This is a genomic window from Mumia flava (assembly GCF_002797495.1).
In the GTDB taxonomy this organism is placed as follows: Bacteria; Actinomycetota; Actinomycetes; order Propionibacteriales; family Nocardioidaceae; genus Mumia; species Mumia flava.
On the sequence record NZ_PGEZ01000001.1, the window covers coordinates 2,001,605 to 2,020,990 of the forward strand.

Annotated in this window: 14 protein-coding genes; 9 read left to right on the plus strand and 5 right to left on the minus strand. The window is 72.4% G+C overall.

What is annotated here, in order from left to right; translation table 11 throughout:
- Positions 1-155 precede the first annotated feature (155 nt).
- The gene (locus tag CLV56_RS09435; RefSeq protein WP_170224781.1) at positions 156-2,489 is read left to right on the plus strand and encodes a transglycosylase domain-containing protein; all 2,334 of its coding nucleotides are present in this window, start codon (positions 156-158) and stop codon (positions 2,487-2,489) included.
- 1 nt (position 2,490) lies between these two features.
- Positions 2,491-3,879: a hypothetical protein gene (locus tag CLV56_RS09440; RefSeq protein ID WP_157805124.1), complete on the plus strand. Its 1,389-nt coding sequence runs from the start codon at positions 2,491-2,493 to the stop codon at positions 3,877-3,879.
- On the opposite strand, the gene CLV56_RS09445 is transcribed toward CLV56_RS09440, so the two are convergent.
- Positions 3,803-4,774, minus strand: coding sequence for a helix-turn-helix transcriptional regulator (locus tag CLV56_RS09445; protein WP_039363296.1), 972 nt, complete (start codon positions 4,772-4,774; stop codon positions 3,803-3,805). The genes CLV56_RS09440 and CLV56_RS09445 overlap by 77 nt on opposite strands.
- Before the next feature lie 43 nt (positions 4,775-4,817).
- On the opposite strand from CLV56_RS09445, the gene CLV56_RS09450 reads away from it, so the two are divergent.
- Together CLV56_RS09450 and CLV56_RS09455 are read left to right on the plus strand one after the other, a co-directional pair.
- On the plus strand, positions 4,818-7,184 hold the full coding sequence (locus CLV56_RS09450; RefSeq protein ID WP_100414743.1) for a molybdopterin-dependent oxidoreductase: 2,367 nt from the start codon (positions 4,818-4,820) through the stop codon (positions 7,182-7,184).
- Between the two features lie 40 nt (positions 7,185-7,224).
- On the plus strand, positions 7,225-8,373 hold the full coding sequence (locus tag CLV56_RS09455) for an epoxide hydrolase family protein (protein WP_039363300.1): 1,149 nt from the start codon (positions 7,225-7,227) through the stop codon (positions 8,371-8,373).
- 150 nt (positions 8,374-8,523) lie between these two features.
- On the opposite strand, the gene CLV56_RS09460 is transcribed toward CLV56_RS09455, so the two are convergent.
- From CLV56_RS09460 to CLV56_RS09470, 3 genes are read right to left on the minus strand one after another with little or no spacing between them, the layout of a single operon-like run.
- Complete coding sequence (locus tag CLV56_RS09460; protein WP_039363304.1) at positions 8,524-9,588, minus strand: alanine racemase; 1,065 nt, start codon at positions 9,586-9,588, stop codon at positions 8,524-8,526.
- A gap of 37 nt (positions 9,589-9,625) precedes the next feature.
- A complete protein-coding gene (locus CLV56_RS09465) occupies positions 9,626-10,768 on the minus strand; it encodes a lipid II:glycine glycyltransferase FemX (RefSeq protein WP_039363307.1) in 1,143 nt (380 codons plus the stop codon).
- A gap of 23 nt (positions 10,769-10,791) precedes the next feature.
- The gene (locus tag CLV56_RS09470; protein WP_245857728.1) at positions 10,792-11,283 is read right to left on the minus strand and encodes an HNH endonuclease; all 492 of its coding nucleotides are present in this window, start codon (positions 11,281-11,283) and stop codon (positions 10,792-10,794) included.
- 143 nt (positions 11,284-11,426) lie between these two features.
- On the opposite strand from CLV56_RS09470, the gene CLV56_RS09475 reads away from it, so the two are divergent.
- From CLV56_RS09475 to CLV56_RS09485, 3 genes are all read left to right on the plus strand, one after another.
- Positions 11,427-13,013, plus strand: coding sequence for a circularly permuted type 2 ATP-grasp protein (locus tag CLV56_RS09475; protein ID WP_039363310.1), 1,587 nt, complete (start codon positions 11,427-11,429; stop codon positions 13,011-13,013).
- Positions 13,014-13,094: 81 nt separating this feature from the next.
- On the plus strand, positions 13,095-14,024 hold the full coding sequence (locus CLV56_RS09480) for an alpha-E domain-containing protein (protein ID WP_039363313.1): 930 nt from the start codon (positions 13,095-13,097) through the stop codon (positions 14,022-14,024).
- Positions 14,021-14,863, plus strand: coding sequence for a transglutaminase family protein (locus tag CLV56_RS09485; protein WP_211288027.1), 843 nt, complete (start codon positions 14,021-14,023; stop codon positions 14,861-14,863). The genes CLV56_RS09480 and CLV56_RS09485 overlap by 4 nt, the downstream gene beginning before the upstream one ends.
- An 87-nt stretch (positions 14,864-14,950) precedes the next feature.
- On the opposite strand, the gene CLV56_RS09490 is transcribed toward CLV56_RS09485, so the two are convergent.
- Positions 14,951-15,934, minus strand: coding sequence for a pirin family protein (locus CLV56_RS09490; protein ID WP_039363316.1), 984 nt, complete (start codon positions 15,932-15,934; stop codon positions 14,951-14,953).
- Between the two features lie 142 nt (positions 15,935-16,076).
- On the opposite strand from CLV56_RS09490, the gene CLV56_RS09495 reads away from it, so the two are divergent.
- Positions 16,077-16,856 carry an ABC transporter ATP-binding protein gene (locus CLV56_RS09495; protein WP_039363318.1) on the plus strand — a complete coding sequence of 260 codons (780 nt, stop codon included), beginning with the start codon at positions 16,077-16,079 and terminating at the stop codon, positions 16,854-16,856.
- On the plus strand, positions 16,856-19,381 hold the full coding sequence (locus CLV56_RS09500; RefSeq protein WP_039363321.1) for an ABC transporter permease: 2,526 nt from the start codon (positions 16,856-16,858) through the stop codon (positions 19,379-19,381). The genes CLV56_RS09495 and CLV56_RS09500 overlap by 1 nt, the downstream gene beginning before the upstream one ends.
- Positions 19,382-19,386 lie beyond the last annotated feature (5 nt).

Genomic DNA, 19,386 nt, shown 5'->3' on the forward strand with positions numbered 1-19,386 from the left:
CGGCGCGAATGCGTCACGTCGGACCCGGGTGCTTGGGATGTGGCGGCCCGAGCAGGCACACTGGGTTGGATCACCGCGCTGGAGCGCGGTCCTTCAGCCCTGCGCCCATGTCCGCAGGCCACCCCCCGATGCCCGGACAACGAGGAGAACGACGCGTGGCGGATCAGCGAGCCAACGGTCCCGCGACCTCGCGATCGACGACCACCCCGCCCGGCGGCCGAGCCGCGGGGGCGAGCACGTCCGCGCCCGGATCGCGCGCGTCCCGCCGGCGCTCGCGCCGAGCGGACAAGCCGAAGAAGCCGCTGTGGCGCCGACTTCTCGTGTGGGGACTGATCACCGGCGGCGTGCTGCTCGTGCTCGGGATCGCGGCGCTGTTCATCGCGTACCGCTCGGTCTCGATCCCGGACGCGAACGCCGAGTACCTCACCCAGACGACGAAGGTCTACTACGCCGACGGCAAGCACAAGATCGGCGAGTTCCGCACCCAGAACCGCACCTCGATCGACTACGAGGAGATGCCGGAGACGATCAAGTCGGCCGTGATCGCCGCGGAGGACCGCTCGTTCTGGACCAACCAGGGCCTCGACTTCAAGGGCATCCTGCGCGCCCTGCGCAACAACGCGACCACCGACACCACCTCGGGCGGGTCGACGATCACCCAGCAGTACGTGAAGGTGCTCTACCTGACGCAGGAGCGCACGCTGCAGCGCAAGGCGAAGGAGGCGATCCTCTCCATCAAGGTGCACAACCAGATGGAGAAGGAGGACATCCTGGAGGGCTACCTCAACACGATCTACTTCGGCAACGGCGCGTACGGCGTCGAGGCGGCCTCGCAGATGTACTTCGGGCACAAGGCCGCCAAGCTCACCGTCCCGCAGTCGGCGCTGCTGGCATCGGTGATCAACAACCCGAGCGCGTTCGACCCGTACGACCCCGACGACCACGACCGGCTGCTCGCCCGCTACCGCTACGTGCTCAGCGGGATGGCCGACACCGACGCGATCACGGCGGTGGAGGAGGCGAAGTTCGCCGAGAAGCTGCCGAAGGTCGAGAAGCAGAAGACCTCGAACCGTTTCGGCGGATCGAAGGGCTTCCTGCTGGCGCTGACCGAGCAGAAGCTGCGTGAGGCCGGATTCAGCGACGCGCAGATCAACGGCGGCGGCCTCAAGGTGGTCACCACCTTCGACCGCGGGATGCAGAAGGCCGCGATCCGCACGGTCAAGGAGATGAGGCCCGACGGGCTCAAGCAGCTGAAGGTCGCGCTCTCCTCGGTCGACACCGAGACGGGCGCGCTCCGTGCGATGTACGGCGGCCCGAACTACCTCAAGTCCCAGCTGAACTGGGCCACCCTCGGCTCGCAGCCAGGGTCGACCTTCAAGCCCTTCGCGGTCGCAGCGGCCCTCCAGGACGGCTACAGCCTCACGACCCTGCTCGACGGTTCGTCGCCGCTGCAGATCGGCGAGGCCTCGATCGAGAACCAGGGCGACTCCGGCGGCTCCTCGTACGGCCCGGTCTCCCTGCTGCAGGCCACCGAGAACTCCGTCAACACCGCCTTCGTCGACCTGACGTACAACGTGATGGACGACGGCGGAGAGAAGACGCGCCAGGCTGCGCTGAAGGCCGGCGTGTCCAAGGCGGCCGTCGAGCGCTACGACCCCAGCGTCGCCGTGATGTCGCTGGGGTACGCCCCGGTGCCGAACGTCGACATGGCGGCGGCGTACGCGACGTTCGCGAACGAGGGCAAGCAGAACGACTGGTACGTGATCGAGAAGGTGCGCGACCGCAGCGGCGAGGTCGTCGAGAAGCACGCGGCACGGTCGGAGACCGGCTTCTCCGAGGCCGTGGCCGCCGACGTCACCTACGCGCTGCAGGACGTCGTCGAGCAGGGCACGGGTCAGAACGGCGACACGGTCTGCCCGACCGCCGGGAAGACCGGGACCGCGACCTTCCAGAAGGTGGACTCCGACGGCAACGAGATCGGTGGACCGTACGTCTCCAGCTCGTGGTTCGTCGGCTTCACCCCGAAGCTGTCGACGGCGGTGATGTACGCGCGCGGCAAGAACGGCAACGGCCAGCTCGACGGCTACATGCCCACGTTCTACGGCGGCGAGTACCCGGCCAAGACGTTCCAGGCCTACATGGACGAGGTGCTCGACTCCTCGGACTGCGGTGAGTTCCCGCCGCCCGCGAACATCAAGGCGACCGAGGGCAAGACCTGGACGGAGCCGACGACCGAGCCGACCGAGGAAGAGGTCGAGAAGCCGGAGAAGACCCGGCCGACCCGCCCGTCGCGTCCGACCGAGCCGACGGACCCGCCGACGACGGAGCCGACGGAGCCGACCGAGCCGACCGAGCCGACGGAGCCCACCGAGCCGACGGAGCCCACCGTGCCGACCGTGCCGACGCCCACGAACGGCGGTGGCGGCGGCAACGGCGGCGGTGGCGGCGGCGGTGGCGGCGGCGGGAACGGCAGCGACAGCGGAGCCTGACGTGGTCGCGCCTCCGGTCGACCCCGCGACACCGGTCGACCGGTGCGTCGAGCACCGGTGGTGGACTCCGCTGCGTCTGCTGCTGATCACGGCGACGCTCGTCTGCACGCTCGGCCTCGTGACGAAGGCGCCCTGTGCCGTCGACGACGGCGCCCGGTGGTTCTCCGACAGCGGTGGCGCCGCGCGTCTGTGCGCGAGCGACCTACCGGCCGAGTACGCGACGTCGGGTCTCGCCGAGGGGACCAGCCCGTGGGGCACCGACGGCGGCCGATGGCCGGCGGTGAGCGTCTCCGGACCGGTGGGCGCCCTCCAGGTGGGGACCGCAGCGGTGACCCGGGTGGTCTTCGGTGTCGACGAGGAGCAGCGCGCGGCGGGCGACGCCTCGCGCGTCGAGGAGTCGCCGGAGGTGGCCCGTGAGGCCGTGGTCTACACGGGCCTGGTCTCCGTGCTCCTGGTCGTCCTGCTGCTGCTCGCTCTCGGCTCGCTCGGCCGGGCGGCGCTCACTCGCGCCCGGCTCCAGTGCTGGCCGCCGTGGGTGCGTCCGGTCGAGGCGCTGATGCCGATCGCGGCGGCACCGCTGCTCGTCGTGCTGGTCGGTGTCGGCTGGGACCTGCTCGGAGTCGCGATCACGGCCGCGGCTCTCGCCGCGTGGACACGCGGTCGTGCTGCCACGGCCGGCGCGCTTCTCGGGCTGGGCACCGCCGCAGCCGGGTGGCCGGCGCTCGTGGCGGTCGCGCTGGTCGCTGCTGCGCTCCTGCGGCACGGCGAGGCGGTGGGCCGACTCGTCGGCACCGCTCTGGCGGTCGTCGCCGCGATCACGCTGCCGGCGCTTGTCCTGACCGGTGGCGACGCCGTGATCGGACCGCTGCGCGGATGGATCTACGACGACGACCCGGTCGGGTCCGTCTGGGCCCTGCTCGCCGAGGTCGGGGTGAGCGCAGACGAGCGAGTCGTGGCCTCGCTGGTCATCGGGCTCGCGGCCTTCGCCGTGTGCGCGACCTTCGCCTGGACGGTCCGGGGTGCCGTCGTCACGAGCACCGCGCGGGTCGCGTTCGTCCTGCTGGCCGTCGTGCTCGGGGTCGGCGCGTCGTACGAGCCGGGGTACGCGCTGTGGCTGCTCGTCCCCGCCGTCCTGGCCCGGCCCGCCTGGCGGGACCTGCTGGTGTGGCAGGCAGCCGAGATCTTCGCGGTGTGCGCGACGTGGTGGCACGTCGCCGGCACGAACGACGCGACCTCCGACGGACCCGATGCCGTGCTCGTCGTCGCGATCGCTCTGCGGATCGTCGTCACGGCGTGGTTCGCCGTCCGACTCTTCACCGCGGACCCACCGCAGCTGCGTAGCGACCCGCCAGCGCTCGCAGGTGCTCGACCACGGCCGGCGGTCCACTGACCCGGAAGTCGAGGCCGAGCATCCCGACGTAGACCGCGATGGTCTCGGCCGAGTCGGCACCGGTGACCAGGACGCAGGACTCGTCGTCGACCGCCTCGACCACACCGACGGCGTCGTTGATCCGCGCCCGGACCACGTCGGCCGGCGCGTACACCGTGATCCGCGCGTGCACCGCCCATCCCGCCGAGGCGACCTCGCGCACGACGAACGCCGTCTCGTCGTCGCGGGGCAGGGGCCGCGGATCGAACCGCGGCTGCGGCATCGCGCTGACCTCGCACCAGTCGAGGCGCAACGCGATCCAGGGGTCGTCGGGTGCGGGCCTCACGCCGACCTCGCGCGCGAGCAGGTACCAGCGACGCTGCCACGTCACGACCCGGTACGGCTCGACGTCGCGGCGGCGCCCGTCGTACGTCAGCCTCAGCCGTTCGTGGTCGCGGACGGCGTCGGCGACGCGGGTGAGCACGGCGACGTCGATCTCCGGGTCCTGCACGTCGGAGTCGGTGTTGGCCGGACCGGCACTCAGGGACGAGGCGACGGCCTCGACGCGGCGCCGCAGGCGGTGCGGCAGGACCTGCTCGAGCTTGCGTGCCGCGCGCTCGCCGGCCTCGGCGACGCCGGCGATCCCACGGACCGAGCCGAGCCCCACCGCGACCGCGACCGCTTCGTCGTCGCTGAGCAGCAGCGGCGGGAGGGCGGCTCCCGCTCCGAGCCGGTAGTGCCCACCCGTCCCACGTACGGCGTCGATCGGGTAGCCGAGGCGGCGCAGCCGCTCGACGTCGTTGCGGATCGTGCGTGTCGTCACGTCGAGCCGCGCGGCCAGCTCGGGACCGGGCCAGTCCGGGCGCGTCTGGAGGAGTCCCAGCAGGGCGAGCAGGCGGGCCGACGTCTCCAGCACCCCTGGATTGTCGCACCGCGTCGCCGTCGGGGACGATGGGTCGATGGCGTCCGAGCGCACCGTCCCGCACTCCTCGCACGTGGGCGCCTTCTCGGCTCACGTCCGCGACGGGCGGCTGGTCGGCGTGACGCCGCACCCGCTCGACCCCGACCCGGCGCCGCTGCTCGGCTCGGTGGTCGAGGCGGCCACGGGACGCACCCGGATCCGCAGGCCGGCCCTCCGGCGCAGCGTCGCGGAGCACGGGCCGGGCGCCGCGCCGCAGCGCCGGGGGATCGACGACTTCGTCGAGGTCGGGTGGGACGAGGCGCTCGACCTGGTCGCGGCCGAGCTGACCCGCGTGCGCACGGAGCACGGACCCGCGTCGATCTTCGGCGGGTCGTACGGCTGGTCGAGCGCGGGGCGGTTCCACCACGCGAAGACGCAGCTGAACCGGTTCCTGGCCGCGAGCGGCGGATACACCGCGCAGAGCGGCAACTACAGCTTCGCGGCCGCGCTGCGGATCCTTCCGCACGTCCTCGGCGACGCCCGTGCCACCGACGGCACGGTCACCTCGCTGGACGTGGTCGCCGAGCACACCGACCTGTGGCTGATGCTCGGAGGGGCTCCGGTGCGGACGACCCAGGTGGAGTCGGGCGGGGTGGTCGCTCACCGTGCACGGGCCGACCTCGGGCGGGTCGCGGCGAGCACGGAGCTGGTCCACGTCGGTCCGCTGCGTGACGACGCACCGCCGTCGGCACGGTGGCTGCCGGCGCGCCCGGGCACGGACACCGCCCTCCTCCTCGCTCTGATGCACACCCTGGTCGTCGAGAGCCTCCACGACCAGCCGTTCCTCGACCGCTGCTGCACCGGCTGGCCGCGGCTGCGCGCGTACCTGCTCGGCGAGACCGACGGACAGCCGAAGTCGGCGGACTGGGCCGCGCCGATCTGCGACCTGCCCGCGCGCACGATCCGGGACCTCGCGGTGCGGGCGGCCCGCGGCCGCACCCTGGTCTCGGCGACCTGGTCGCTCCAGCGCGCCGAGCACGGGGAGCAGCCCTTCTGGGCCGTGATCGCGCTCGCTGCGGTGCTCGGGCAGATCGGGCTGCCGGGGGGCGGGTTCGGCTTCGGGTACGGCAACGCCGCGTCGATCGGCGCCCACGGTCCGCGTTCGGTGGGACTGTCGATGCCGACCCTGCCGAACCCGGCCGACTCGTGGATCCCGGTCGCGCGGATCGCCGACATGCTGCTGCACCCGGGCGCGCCGTACGAGGTGGACGGGCAGCACCGTTCGTACCCGGACGTCCGGCTGGTCTACTGGGCCGGGGGCAACCCGTTCCACCACCACCAGGACCTCAACCGTCTGGCCCGGGCGTGGCAGCGCCCGGAGACCGTGGTCGTGCACGAGACGTGCTGGACTGCGACCGCTCGCCGCGCGGACGTCGTGCTGCCGGCGACCGTGACGCTCGAGCGCGACGACCTCTCCACCTCGTCGCGGGACACGTCGGTGGTCGCGATGCACCGGGCGGTCGAGCCCTACGGCCGGGCGCGTGACGACTTCGCCATCCTGGCCGACCTCGCCGAGCGGCTCGGGTGCCGTGACGCGTTCACCGAGGGCCGTGACGCCGACGGATGGCTGCGGCACCTCTGGGCGACCACGCGTGCGGAGGGCCGTGCGGCCGGCGTGGAGCTGCCGGACTTCGCGACGCTGTGGGCGCGGGGGCGGGTGGAGCTCCCGACCGAACCGAGCCTGGTGCTGCTCGCCGACTTCCGTGCCGACCCCGAGGCGCACCGTCTGGGGACGCCGAGCGGGCGGATCGAGCTGTTCTCGGAGACGCTCGACGGGTTCGGCTACGACGACTGCCCGGCGCACCCGACCTGGCTCGAGCCGCGGGAGTGGCTCGGGTCGCCCGACGTCGCGCGGCACCCGTTCCACCTCGTCTCGAACCAGCCGGCGTCTCGCCTGCACGGGCAGATGGACACCGGGCCGGTGAGCGCCGCGAGCAAGGTCGCGGGACGGGAGCCGTGCCGGATGCACCCCGAGGACGCGGCGGCGTACGGGATCGCGGACGGCGACGTGGTGCGGCTGCACAACGACCGCGGCGCCGTCCTGGCCGGTGCGGTGCTGGACCCGGACGTCCGCCGGGGCGTGGTCCAGCTGGCGACCGGCGCGTGGTACGACCCGGCCGACGCGGCGGAGCCGAAGTCCCTCGACCTGCACGGGAATCCGAACGTCCTCACCGCGGACCGTCCGACCTCGCGGCTCGCGCAGGGGCCGAGTGCGCACAGCACGCTGGTCGCCGTCGAGCGGTACGCCGGCTCCGCCCCGCCGATCACCGTCCACGACCCTCCCGCCCTCGTACGCGGGGTGGGCGTTCTGGGGAAGGACCCGGACCCGGATTCCGTCCCGGACCGCCCGGATCGTGGCGCGTAACAGGAACGAAGTGTTCCTGAAGCCTTCGTACGGTCGTTCCATGACGAACAACGAAGCAACCACCCAGCACGTCGGCGAGCTCCGGCCGTTCCGGATCGACGTCGACCAGGCCGACCTCGACGACCTCGCCGACCGGCTCGCCCGCACCCGCCTCCCGCGTCCCGCCCCGGGCGACGACGGGACGTACGGCATCACGAACGCCTACCTGTCCGACGCGCTCGACCACTGGCGCACCCGCTTCGACTGGCGCGCCGTCGAACGGCGTGCGAACGCCTACGACCAGGTGCTCACGGAGGTCGACGGCCAGCCGATCCACCTCCTCCACGTGCGCTCGGCCGAGCCGGACGCGACGCCGCTGCTCCTCGTGCACTCGTACCCGGGATCGTTCCTGGACTTCCTCGACCTGATCGATCCGCTGGTCGACCCGGTCGCCCACGGAGGGCGGGCCGAGGACGCGTTCCACGTGGTGATCCCGTCGCTGCCCGGGTTCGCCTTCTCCACGCCGGTCGTGGAGAAGGGGTGGACGTCGCGACGTGTCGCCACGACGCTCGACGCCCTGATGCGGGCCCTCGGCTACGACGCGTACGGGGTGCACGGCAGCGACCTGGGCGCGCTCGTCGCCCGCGAGCTCGGGCGTGTCCGGCCGGAAGGATTCCTGGGCCTGCACGTCCTCCAGCTGTTCTCCTTCCCGTCGGGCGACGCCGAGGAGATGGCGCAGCTCGGACCGGACGACGTCGCCGGGCTGGAGCACCTCCAGTGGTTCCAGTCCGTCGGCGGCTACAACGCGATGAACGCGTCGCGCCCGCAGACCGTGGCGGTCGGGCTCTCGGACTCGCCCGTGGGCCTGCTGGCGTACGACGAGCTCTTCATGTCGTTCGGCAACGGCACCAGCAAGGTCGAGATCGACCAGGTCCTCGCCCAGGTCACCCTCCAGTGGCTCACCAACACCGCGTCGTCGGTCGTGCGGTACCACTACGAGGACGCGCGTGCGGACGACGACGGGAGCCGGAACGACGCACGGACCGGGGTCGCGGTGTTCGCCGACGACTTCCGCACGATCAAGGCGTTCGCACAGCGCGACAACGGCAACGTCGCTCACTGGTCGCACCACCGGTCCGGGGGGCACTACGCGGCGATGGAGGTGCCGGACGTCCTCGCCGCCGACCTCCGCACCTTCTTCGCGGGCTGAGCGGACCTCCCCGCTGGTCGAGGCACGAGCGGACCTCCCGCTGGTCGAGGCACGAGCGGGGATGGGCTCGCTCGGCCTCGACGAGCGGGGATGGGCTCGCTCGGCCTCGACGAGCGGCGATGGGCTCGCTCGGCTCGACGAGCGAGGGCGTCAGCGTACGTCGACGGCGTCGAACTGCGTCGTCGTCATCCGCACGTCGACCTCGACCTCGTCGCCGACCGCGGGAACCGGCACCCCCGACGGGACCAGGATCATGCTCGCCTGCATGTGCGGCGGCTCGACGAACCACCGCTGCTTGTCACCGACCGTGAACGGCGAGAGTGCGAACCCGGCGGCGCCCAGACCGCCCTTCGCGACCGAGGTGGCACGCTGGCGCAGCGTCGAGGCAGAGGTCGGCGCCTCCAGGCCGATCCCGTGGGCGGTGCCGCCGGAGACGACGAGCAGCGTCCCGTGGGCCGGCACCGGACGCTGGCGGTATCCGACCCGCTCACCGCGCTCGACCTGGTGGGAGTCGAGCACCTGGCCGGTCACCCGGAACGCCCCGCGGTCGCCGAGCCACAGCGCGGTCCCGACCCGCGGCCGGACCGACAGCTGGGGCCGACGCTCCGCGAGAGCGGCGAGCTCCGCGGTCCGCAGGTGGGACACGCTCAGCACCGGAGCACCCGTGGCCAGCCCGCGCAGCCGCGACGTCTCGAACACGCCGGCCCAGCGGTCGGCCTCCGCGAGGTTGTCCCCCGTCATCGGCAGGTGGAGGGAGAACCCCTCGAGCCTCAGGTCCCCGAGGTCCTCGGCGACCGCGGCCAGCGCGTGCCGGTCGACGCCGTGGCGGGCCATCGACGTCTCGCCCTCGATCAGCACGCGGGTCCCCGGCGGTGCGACCTCGCGCAGCGCCGCGACGTCCTCGACGCGGCTCACCGTGTGCACCACGCGCGGGTCGTACATCCGCTCCGGCCGTACGGAGGCCGCGGCGAACGGACGCCACGGCGTCATCACGACCACGTCACCACCGAACAAGGGCAGCACGTCGACCAGCTCGGTGTACGTCCCGACGGCGACCGTGCCGGCGCCGAGCTCGCCCGCGCGCCGCGCCAGCGCGCGGTTCCCGAACCCGTACCCGTTGCCCTTGATCACCGGGACGATCCCGGGCATCGCACCGGCCACCGCGTGCAGGTGCGCACTCCACCGCTCGCCGTCGACGTGCAGGGTCAGCGTCATCTCGGACCTTCCGTGTCGTGTCTGTTCGGTGGAGGGGTCAGCGCCTCTTCATGTACTGCTGGAAGGCGAGGTAGAGCAACCGGTTCACCGGGAGATCCCACTCGCCGGCGTACTCGACGGCCTCGCCACCGGTGCCGGCCTTGAACTGGATCAGCCCGACGTGCGGGTCGTCGGCGTCGAGGGTGTCGGTGATCCCGCGCAGGTCGTAGACGCTGCACCCGGCGGCGACCGCGTCGCGGATCATCCGCCACTGCACGGCGTTGGAGCCGCGGACCTCGCGCTTGTGGGTGGTGGAGGCGCCGTAGGAGTACCACGCGTGCCGACCCACCCGTACGAGCGTGGTCGCGGCGACCAGGTCGCCCTCGTGGTGCGCGAGGTAGAGGCGCATCCGGTCGGGGTCCTCGCCGTTGAGGGCGGTCCACATGGTCTCGAAGTACGAGCGGGGGCGTGGCGTGAAGTGGTCCCGCTCGGCGGTCTCGACGTAGATCCGGTGGAAGTCCGCGAGGTCGTCGCCGCCGCCGGTCGTGACGACGACGCCCGACTTGTCGGCCTTCTTGATGTTGCGTCGCCACAGCTGGTTCATCCCCCGCAGCACCTGCTCCTCGGCGAGAGGCGTGCCGTCCGGGGCCACCAGCGGGAGGTGGAAGTTGTACGCCGGCTGGCCTGCGGTGAACCCGCCCTCGCCGACCTGCTTGTGCCATCCCGCCGCCGCGAGCTGGTCGGTGACCGCGACCGCCGCGGGGTCGCTGAACGCTGCGGGGGCGTCGGCGAGCCGGTGCAGGGCCGGGTCGGCGACCGCCTTCTTCACCGTCGTCGCGTCCCAGCGGTGCAGCACGACCGGCGGACCCATCCGGACTCCGAACGCCCCCCGGCCCGCGAGGTGCGTGACCATCGGGTCGAGCCAGCGCCGCACCCCGCCGGGTCCCGCCGCTGCGCTCGTCCAGTCGATCACCGGACCCTCGGGCAGGTACGCCAGCGCCTTCTTCAGCCGGGGCAGCCGGCGGTAGAGGACCAGGCCAACCCCGGCCAGCTCGCCGTCGTCGAACCAGCCGATCGACTCGGCGTCCCACTCCGGCTTCACGGCTGCCCAGGCGGGCGTCTGGAGGAAGCTGGCGGACTCCAGGGAGGAGAGGTACGCGAGGTGGTCGGCGGCACTGATCGTACGGACGGTGACAGGCACCCCCCGAGGCTACCGGGGTCGCGTCAGCGCGTGGGCAGCAGCGGGGAGCGGGCGGGAACGACCGGCGTGACGAGCAGCGTCATGCCGGCCTCCACCGGCGTCCGGTCGCTCTTGCGGTGGTTGCAGCGCAGGCACGCGGCGACGGAGTTCTCCCAGGTCAGCAGGCCCCCGCGCGAGCGGGGCAGGATGTGGTCGACGGTCTCGGCGGGACCTCCGCAGTAGCCGCAGCGCTGGTCGCGCGCCTTCACGGCGGCCTTCGTGCAGATCGGCCGACGCCGGTGCATCCAGCGCATCACGACGTAGCGCAGGAGGCGCAGCACCTTCGGAACCGGGAACGGGCCGAAGGTGGCGTCGGCGTGCGCCTCCTCGACGACCGCGACCTCGCGGACGAGCATCCGGATGGCGTGCCGCAGCGAGACCCGCTGGAGCGGCTCGTAGGAGGCGTTGAGGACCAGGACGGTGCGCGCGCGCAGAGTCGGCTGTGCCGGCATCACGGGCTCGGCCATCACGGTCATCGGCGCACCGCCTCTCGTCTGTGCGCCCAGCGTAGCCGTTCGTCGTGCGGGTGCCCTGTGATTTCGGCCGTGGCCGCCGGTGGCCGCCTCCGCCGAGCCACGCTCGAAACGCGCGCGTCACACGTTCGTCCTACGGTGCGTTCATGACGAGGTTCGCCGACGCCGCCGAGGTCCTGAAGGCGTACGAGAGCGCCTCGGCCCGACCGACGTACGACGAGATGGTGGTCGGGGGGCGGGTCCGCCCGAACTACGCGGCCGTCGCCGGGGCGTACATCGAGATGGGCCCCGACGAGCTGCGGACCCGCGGTGACGCGCTGGCCTCGTCGTACCTCGACCAGGGTGTGACGTTCGGTGTCGCCGGCGAGGAGCGGCCGTTCCCGCTGGACATCGTGCCGCGGCTGATCGACTCGACGACGTGGTCGCGCGTCGACCTCGGTGTGCAGCAGCGGGTGCACGCCCTCGAACGGTTCCTCGACGACGTGTACGGAGCCGGCGAGGTCTTCGACGAGGGCGTCGTCCCGCGGTCGGTGGTGATGACGTCTCCGCACCTGCACCGCGTGGTCGCCGGGATCACGTCACCGAACGGCGTACGGATCCACGTCGCGGGCATCGACCTGATCCGCGACGCCGACGGGGCGTTCCGTGTGCTCGAGGACAACGTCCGGGTGCCGTCCGGCGTCTCGTACGTGATGACGAACCGCCGGGCCATGTCGGCGGTGCTCCCCGAGCTGTTCGCCGACCACCGGATCCGGCCGGTCTCGATGTACTCCGGGAAGCTGCTGGCCGCGCTGCGGGCCTCCGCACCGGCAGGCGTCGCCGACCCGACCGTGGTCGTCCTGACCCCCGGCGTGTTCAACAGCGCGTACTTCGAGCACGCGCTGCTCGCGCGCACGATGGGGATCGAGCTGGTCGAGGGGCGCGACCTCGTGTGCCGCGGCGGTCGGGTGATGATGCGGACGACCGCCGGCCTGGAGCCGGTGCACGTGATCTACCGGCGCCTCGACGACGAGTTCCTCGACCCGGTCCAGTTCCGCAGCGACTCCGTCCTCGGCGTCCCGGGCCTGATCAACGCGGCGCGGGCCGGCAACGTCACGATCGCGAACGCCGTGGGCAACGGCGTCGCCGACGACAAGCTGCTCTACACCTACGTCCCCGACCTGATCCGCTTCTACCTGCGCGAGGAGCCGATCCTCGACAACGTCGACACCTGGCGGCTCGGTGACGCCGACGCCCGCGAGGAGGTCCTCGACCGGCTCGACGAGCTCGTCGTCAAGCCGGTCGACGGGTCCGGCGGCAAGGGGATCGTGATCGGGCCGTCGGCGTCGCGCGCCGAGCTCGACGAGCTGCGGACGAAGGTGCTCGCGGACCCGCGTGCCTGGATCGCGCAGCCGGTGGTGTCGCTGTCGACCGTGCCGACGCTGGTCGAGTCCGGGCTCGCGCCGCGGCACGTCGACCTGCGGCCGTTCGCGGTGAACTCCGGCGACGAGGTGTGGGTGCTGCCCGGCGGTCTGACGCGCGTCGCCCTGCCGGAGGGCGAGCTGATCGTGAACTCCTCGCGCGGGGGCGGCTCGAAGGACACCTGGGTGGTCGCCGACGCCGGCGACGAGTCGGAGGACTCCGGGCTGGCCCCGACGTACGCCGACCCGGACGGCGCTCCGCGCGACTCGGGACCGGCGATGGGGGACGGCTCCGCCCAGGAGCAGCAGCAACAGCAGCAGCAGGAACAGTGAGGTGAGCCGAGTGCGTCACGTCGATCAACCCGCTGGTCGAGGCGCGAGCGGAGCGAGTGATCGAGACCCCCGGGTGAGCCGATGCTGAGCCGGATCGCCGAGTCGTTGTTCTGGATCGGCCGCTACGTCGAGCGCGCCGACGACACCGCGCGGATCCTCGACGTCCAGATGCAGCTGCTGGTCGAGGACCCCGGCATCGACGAGGGCGAGGCGTGCCTGCGTCTGCTCAGCGTGATGGGTGTCGATGCGGACGGCCGTCAGCCCACCCGCGCGCTGCTCCTCGACGTGCTCGGCACCGACCCGACGTCGGAGACCGCGCTGGTCGCGTCGATCGCGGCGGCGCGCGAGTCGGCCCGCCGGGCACGCGAGACCCTGTCGACGGAGATGTGGGAGGCGATCAACACGACCTGGCGGGCGATCCCGTCCGGCCGGACCTCGACGATGCGGCCGCCGCAGCTGTTCGCCTGGGCGAAGGAGCGCGCCGCGGTGATCGCCGGGATCGCCGACTCCACGATGAGCCGCGACGACGGCTGGCACTTCCTGGTGCTCGGCCGCAGCATCGAGCGGGTCGACATGACCGCTCGGCTGCTCTCCACGGCGGCGCTCTCGCACGGGCCGAAGGTCGCCTGGCCGACCACGCTGCGGGCCTGCGGCGCGTACGAGGCGTTCGTCCGGACGTACCGCGGGATGGAGGCGGACCGGGAGGCGGCGGAGTTCCTGCTGCTCGACCGGCTGTTCCCCCGCTCGGTCGTGGGCGCCCTCAACCGCGCCGAGGAGAGCCTCCAGAACCTCGAGTCCAGCGGCCGGCGCTCGGGGTTCAGCACCGAGGCGATCCGGCTGCTCGGCCGTGCCCGGACCGAGCTGGAGTACCGTCCGCTCGGCGACGTGATGTTCGACCTGCCGACGGAGATGGAGCGGCTCCAGCGCACCTGCTCGGTCGCGACCGACGCGATCAGCCAGCGCTACTTCGCGACCGTCGGGTCGGTGTCGTGGATGGGAGGCCTGGCGTGAGCCTGCAGATGCGCGTGACCCACCGGACCGAGTACACCTACGACGAAGCGGTCGCCTCCTACAACGAGGCGCGGATGACGCCCGCCCGGACGCTGGAGCAGTACGTCCTGCACAGCCGGATCGAGGTCTCGCCGTCGCCCTGGTCGATGACCTACACCGACTACTGGGGGACCCAGGTCACGGCGTTCGAGGTGCAGGACCCGCACGACGAGCTGGTGGTGACGGCGACGTCCACCGTCGAGGTGGGCCGACCGGCCGCAGCAGGGGATCCGGTCTCGTGGAGCCGGCTGCGCGACCCCGAGCTGGTCGACAACTTCTGCGAGTACCTCGCGCCGAGCCGCTGGGTGGACCCGCCGGACGATCTCGCCGAGCGGCTGCGGTCGATGACGGAGGCCGCACCGACCCCCGGCACGTACGCCCGGGACGTCTGCGACCTGGTGCACGGCGAGGTGGCGTACGTCGCGGGCTCGACCCAGGTGACCGGGACGGCGGGCGACGCCTGGGCGGCGCGGTCGGGGGTCTGCCAGGACATCAGCCACCTCGCGATCGGGGCCCTGCGGCAGGCGGGCATCCCGGCGCGCTACGTCTCGGGCTACCTGCACCCGCGGTCGGCGCCGGAGGTCGGTGACCCGGTCGCGGGCGAGTCGCACGCGTGGGTCGAGTGGTGGGACGGGGCGTGGGTCGCGTACGACCCGACGAACGACACCGCGGTCGGCGACCGGCACGTGGTCGTCGGCGCGGGGCGGGAGTACCCGGACGTCGCACCGCTGCGCGGGATCTACTCCGGCGGCGCGACGGAGTCGATGGACACCCACGTGACCATCACCCGCCTGCGCTGAGCGCCGTCTCGATCCTCGCTGCGCTCGGCCTCGACGACCGGGCAGTGCCCCGCGCAGCGCCGTGGCCCGTTGGGCGATCGAGACCCCTCACCCCGGTGGTTGCCGGCGCGGGCGCAGCCGGGCGTTCGGCAGCTCGGGCGCCGGCAGCACGTCGTCACCCCACGACGACGGGAACCGGCCGTACGGGGTGCCGTCCGCGGCACCGGCGATCTGGTCCATCCACGCCGCGCGGGAGGCGACGATCTCGTCGTGGTCGCGGCCGACGAAGTTCCACCACATCACGATCTGCTCACCCAGCGGCTCGCCACCGATGAGCACGACCCGCGCCGGCTGCTCGGCGGTCGTGAGACGCAGCGTCGTACGGCCGGTCGGGCGGTACGCGAGCGCGGCGTCGTCGACCAGCGTGCCGTCCACGTCCACGGGCCCGACGTCGACCAGCACCCCGTGCTCGAAGGCCGGATCGACCTCGAAGGTCACCGCGACCCCGGCCGGCAGGACGATCTCGGCGGCGACGGTGGGGGTGTACGTGGTGACGGGCGAGCTCGTCCCGGCGAACGAGCCGACGAAGGTCCGGACCGTCGCCTCGGCGTACGCCACCGGCTCGGCGACGTGGTGCTCGAACGACGGCGGCCCCGTCCGTGCGGAGGCGGGCAGCGCGATCCACAGCTGCACGCCTTGGAGCATCGTTGTCTCGGGGGTGGAGAACTCCGAGTGCGCGATCCCCGCGCCGGCCGTCATCAGGTTGACCTCACCCGGCCGGATCCGCTGCGACGAACCGACGGTGTCGCGATGGTCCACCTCGCCGGAGAACAGCCACGTGACGGTCTGCAGCCCGGTGTGCGGGTGTCCGGGGACCGCCATCCCGCCGGTCTGCGCGACGTCGTCGGGTCCGTAGTGGTCGACGAAGCACCACGCGCCGATCAGGGAGCGGGCCCGCTGCGGGAGCGTCCGCCGGACCGTCATCGCGCGCGGACCGCCGAGCGGGACCAGCCTCGGCTCGAGCAGCTCGACGTCCGGCGACTGCGCGGTCCCGCAGGTGGTCTCGGCCGGGTGCAGCTCGGTGTTGCTCACACCCCGAGTATCGCGCCGAACCTCGGGGTCGGCTCAGGGACGTGACGGATATCCGCTTGTCACCGGGCACGCCTACGGTGAGGCTGTTGCGCGACAGGCGCGTCGAGCCTGGCGCCACGATCCGAGGGGACCGGACAGACCGATGACCGACACGACGGCCGGGGGCCGTGCGATCGCCGCCCGCGCGATCGACCTGCGCAAGACGTACGGCCGGCACGAGTCCGAGGTGCACGCGCTCGACGGGGTGAGCCTCGACGTGTACGAGGGGGAGTTCACCGCCGTCATGGGCCCCTCGGGCTCCGGCAAGTCGACCCTGATGCACCTGCTCGCGGCGCTCGACTCCGCGACCAGCGGCACCGTCGTGATCGGCGACACCGACCTGTCCACGCTCGGCGACAAGCAGCTGACGCGGCTGCGGCGCGACGACGTGGGGTTCGTGTTCCAGGCCTACAACCTGGTCCCGACCCTGACCGCGAAGGAGAACATCCTGCTGCCGCTGTCGATCGCGGGCCGCAAGCCGGATGCCGCCTGGTTCGACGAGGTGATCGACACGGTCGGGCTCGCCGACCGCCTCGACCACCGCCCGAACGAGATGTCCGGCGGTCAGCAGCAGCGGGTGGCGTGCGCGCGTGCCCTGGTCGGGCGTCCGCGGATCGTGTTCGCCGACGAGCCGACCGGCAACCTCGACTCGACGTCCGGTGCGGAGGTGCTCCGGTTCCTCCAGCACAGCGTGCACGAGCTGGGTCAGACGATCGTGATGGTCACCCACGACCCGGTGGCCGCGTCCTACACCGACCGGGTCGTCTTCCTCGCCGACGGCCGCGTCGTCGACGAGGTCCGTGACCCCGACGCGGAGAAGGTCCTGGAGCGGATGGCCGCGATCCAGACCCGCGTGCTCGGTGCCGGCCCCGAGGTCGCCTGATGCTGCGCGTCACGCTGCGCAACCTCGTGGCGCGCAAGGTGCGCCTGCTGATGAGCGCGTTCGCGATCGTGCTCGGGATCGCGTTCGTGGCCGGCACGCTGATCTTCACCGACACGATGAACAAGTCGTTCGAGGGCATCGTCAACGGCTCCACCCCGTACGTCACGGTGCAGCCGATCGGCGCCGGCGGCTGGGACTCGCCGGTCGGTGAGTCGCGGACCATCCCGGCCTCGGTGGTCGACGACCTGGACGCGCTGCCCGAGGTCGCCCGCGCGGACGGCTCGGTGGCGAGCCAGGGACTGACCCTGGTCGGCGAGGACGGCAAGCTCGTCGGCGGGTTCGGCCCGCCCACGTTGTCGTTCAGCTACGACGACGCCCCGGCGATGACGGGCGAGCCCGCGGTGACGGTGGTCGACGGACGCGCGCCGACCGCGGACGGAGAGGTCGCCCTGGACGAGGCCAGCGCGGAGAACGGCGGCTACCAGATCGGCGACACCGTCGACCTCGTCTCCACCGGCGAGCCGCCGCGCCTGGAGGCCGAGCTGGTGGGGATCGTCGAGTTCGGCGGCGGCTCGATGGCCGGCGCCTCGCTGGTGCTGTGGGACTCCACGTACGCCCAGGAGCTGTTCCTCGACGGCGCCGACGCGTACAGCACGGTCGCCCTGACGCCGGCGGAGGGCGTGAGCCAGGAGGAGCTCGCGGAGGCCGCCCGCGCGGTGGTGCCGCCCGGTGTGGTGGCGGTGACGGGCGACGACGTGGCGGAGCAGACCGAGGACCTGATCGGTCAGATCCTCGGGTTCCTCACGACGATCCTGCTGGTCTTCGCCGGGATCGCGATCGTGGTCGGGACCTTCCTGATCGTGAACACCTTCTCGATCCTGGTCGCGCAGCGCAGCCGCGAGCTCGCGCTGCTCCGCGCTCTCGGTGCGTCGCGCCGTCAGGTGAGCCGGTCGGTGCTGCTCGAGGCGCTGGTGGTCGGCGTGGTCGGCTCGACGATCGGCGTGCTGCTCGGGATCGGGCTCGCGATGCTCCTCTCGGCTCTGTTCGCGACGTTCGGGCTGGACGTCACCGACACCCCGCTCCAGATCCAGGGACGCACGTGGGTCGTCGGGTACGTCGTCGGGATCGCCGTCACGCTGATCGCCGCGTACCTCCCCGCCCGCCGTGCCTCGCGCGTGCCGCCGGTGGCCGCGATGCGTGACGACGTGGCACTGCCGGAGTCGTCGATCCGGGTCCGGATGATGATCGGTGCCGCGATGGTCGTCGCCGGTGCCGGTGGGATCTGGCTCGGCGTGAGCGGGAGCGGCGCCTGGTACGTCGGGGGCGGCGCGCTGCTCGTGCTGATCGGGGTCGCGCTGATGAGCCCGCTGCTGAGCCACCCGGTGCTCGCCGTTCTCGGAGGCTTGTTCCGGCCGTTCGGGATGGTCGGGCGGATGTCGACCCAGAACGCCATGCGCAACCCCCGTCGTACGGCCGCGACCGCGTCCGCGCTGATGATCGGTCTCGCGCTGGTGACGACGATGAGCATCCTCGGCTCGTCGGTGAACGCCTCGGTCGACGAGGGGGTGCGCAAGGAGTTCACCACCGACCTCCTGCTGAGCAACCCGGTCGGCGCACCGTTCTCCGCGTCGATCGCCGACCAGGTCCGCGAGATCGACGGCGTCGGCGAGGTCGCCGAGATCCAGTTCGTCTACGGCCAGGGGGACGGGTTCGCGACCACGGTCGTGACCTCCGGTGACCCGCAGCAGATCCTCGGCATGTTCGAGATCGACTCCGACGTGTCCGACATCGGCCCGGGGGAGGTCGCGGTGATGGAGACGGTCGCGGAGTCCGACGGCCTCGCGGTCGGCGACACCGTCACGATCCCCCTGGCGTCGGGGCCGGCCGAGCTCGAGGTCGTGGGGACCTACGCCGAGTCCAACGTCATCTCCGGCTACCTCACGTCGTTCGACTTCGTCGAGCAGGCGAACGTGAAGCGGGAGGACTCGCTCGTCGGGGTGAACGCCGCCGAGGGGGTCGACCCGGACACGATCGAGGAGCCCGCCCGTGACGTCGTGGCCGACCTCCCGACGGTGATCGTGCAGACGCAGGAGGAGTTCATCGAGTCGCAGCGCGACCAGGTGAACCAGATCCTCATGCTGATCAACGCCCTGCTCGGCCTGGCGATCGTGATCGCCGCGCTCGGCATCGTGAACACCCTCGCGCTGTCGGTGATCGAGCGCACCCGCGAGGTGGGCCTGCTGCGGGCGGTGGGGATGAGCCGCCGCCAGCTGCGCCGCATGGTCCGGCTCGAGGCGGTCGCGATCGCCGTGCTCGGCGCCGTGCTCGGGATCGCGATGGGCCTGGTGTTCGGGGTCGTGCTGCAGCGCGTGCTCGAGGACGAGGGTGTGACCGAGCTGTCGATCCCGTACGGCACCCTGGTCGCGTACGTCCTGATCGCCGCGGTCGTCGGCGTGCTCGCGGCCGTGATCCCGGCCTTCCGCGCCTCTCGCCTCAACGTCCTGCAGGCGATCGCGACGGAGTGACGCGG